At 61.2% G+C, this 1,705-nt stretch carries 2 protein-coding genes; one reads left to right on the top strand and one right to left on the bottom strand.

Annotated elements, in window-relative coordinates:
- Positions 1-148: 148 nt before the first annotated feature.
- Positions 149-622, top strand: a complete 474-nt coding sequence (locus AAAB16_RS16330; protein WP_340664270.1) for a hypothetical protein — start codon at positions 149-151, stop codon at positions 620-622.
- Positions 623-763: 141 nt separating this feature from the next.
- Here the strand turns inward: AAAB16_RS16330 and AAAB16_RS16325 are convergent, their stop codons facing one another.
- On the bottom strand, positions 764-1,663 hold the full coding sequence (locus AAAB16_RS16325; RefSeq protein ID WP_340664269.1) for a DMT family transporter: 900 nt from the start codon (positions 1,661-1,663) through the stop codon (positions 764-766).
- Positions 1,664-1,705: the final 42 nt, after the last annotated feature.

Raw genomic sequence — 1,705 nt, 5'->3', positions numbered from 1 at the left:
GTAGAGCGGCAAGCGCTTGCCGCCTCTGGCAAGCCGGCGCCGCCTTACTCGCCGGCAAAAAGCCGATAAAGCCCAAGATAGAGCCCTGCGCCAAGTTGGCCCGTGATGTGCAATCAGCCCTGCACCTCCCAGCCATCGGCATGCCCTTATGACCAGCGTATCGAGCAACCTCTCGCTGCTGAGCTATATCAGCTCCATTTCCAAGTCCGAATCCAGCGACAGCACGCCATCGACCGGCACCGGTGGCAGCACCAGCACAGGCACCCACACCAGCGCCGAAGAAAGCAAAGACCCAATTGGCGACCTGCGTAGATATGCCGCCGCCATCGTCGCGCAATCCCGTGGTGGGCTGTTCAGTGCCTTGGCCGGGGTCGAGCAAAGCAGTGGTAGCCAGCCAGCGACGTCGAACGGTGGCGCCAGCAGCGCCATTCAACTGCCCGACGTGGCCAGCATGAGTCGCGACGATGCCTCCAGCCTGCTGCCGCAAGTGCAGAAGCTGATTGATAAGGGCATGGGTGATCAGGTGTCGGTAGCAGGCTTTAACGGCGACCAGCAGACCAGTTCGCTGGAGACCTACCGCGATTGGCTGTCGAGTAAGGCGGGAATCAGTATTTACGTGTGAGTCAAAAGCCCCCTTACCCCCAACTGCTCTCCCGCAAGTGGGAAAGGGGCGCTTAAGTACCGCTCGACGCCCCACCTCAATTCAGTCCCCTCGCCCTTTTGGGGAGAGGGTTAGGGTGAGGGGAGACTGCAGGCACAGTGGTTAAGGCCGCAACGGTTTACGCAGCGCCTGCCCTAACCACACCCCCGCCAGCGCCAGGCCGCCGCCGACCAGGTGATGCAGCCCCAGGGTTTCGCCCAAGAACCACATCGCCGCCACGGCCACCATCACCGGCATCAGGTTCATATACAAACTGGCCCGCGCCGGGCCCAGGCTTTGGATGCCTTTGATCCACAGCCACGGCGCGCCGATCGAAGCCAAGGTGCCGGCGTACAGCACCAGCGGCAAATTCTCGGCGGTGATCGGCGACGGTCCACTCAGAAAAAACCACGGGGTGAGAAACAGCAGCGCGCAACCGATCTGCACGTACAGCTGCACCCAGCGGCTCAGGTCGAAATTCCAGCGCCGCAGCAATACGCCATACAGCGCATTGGCGCTGACGGCGATCAGCATCAGCGCATCACCGGGCTTGAGCTGGAAGTCGACCAACGTCTGCGGCTGGCCGCCACTGATTAACCACAACACTCCGGCGAATGACACCACGCCGCCGAGCAGCGCGCCTTGGGTCAGGCGGTCGTCCGTGAGCACGGTGGAAAACAACGATGACAGCAGCGGCGACAGGGCGATAAGAATGCCCATATTGGTGGCGCTGGTAGTGTTCGCTGCGAAGTAGGCCAGGCCCTGATAAACCATCATGCCCAGTAAACCCAGCACAAACAGTTTGGGGAACAGCGCGCGCACTTGCTGACGCGCACGCCATACGCTGGGCAGCATAAACAGCGACAAGACGATAAAGGCCAAGGCCCAGCGGTAGAACGTAATGGATGGCGGCGTGATGCGCCCCGCGGCCATTTTGGTGACCAGCGTATTGCCGCTCCAGATCAGCACGGTGATCAGTGGGAATACGTGGTGCCAGCCCTGCTCTCTTCCCTGCTCGTTCATCGTTGCTCCCTTAACCGTTGGCTAAACCTTGAACAGCAACAG

The organism is Pseudomonas sp. (genome assembly GCF_037994325.1).
Classification (GTDB): Bacteria; Pseudomonadota; Gammaproteobacteria; order Pseudomonadales; family Pseudomonadaceae; genus Aquipseudomonas.
This window is presented reverse-complemented; position numbering and strand designations above follow the sequence as displayed.

Bases quoted from the DNA above. Each gene is read 5' to 3' on its own strand.
- AAAB16_RS16330 (WP_340664270.1), top strand. From the start codon at position 149: ATGACCAGCGTATCGAGCAACCTCTCGCTGCTGAGCTATATCAGCTCC.
- AAAB16_RS16325 (WP_340664269.1), bottom strand. From the start codon at position 1,663: ATGAACGAGCAGGGAAGAGAGCAGGGCTGGCACCACGTATTCCCACTG.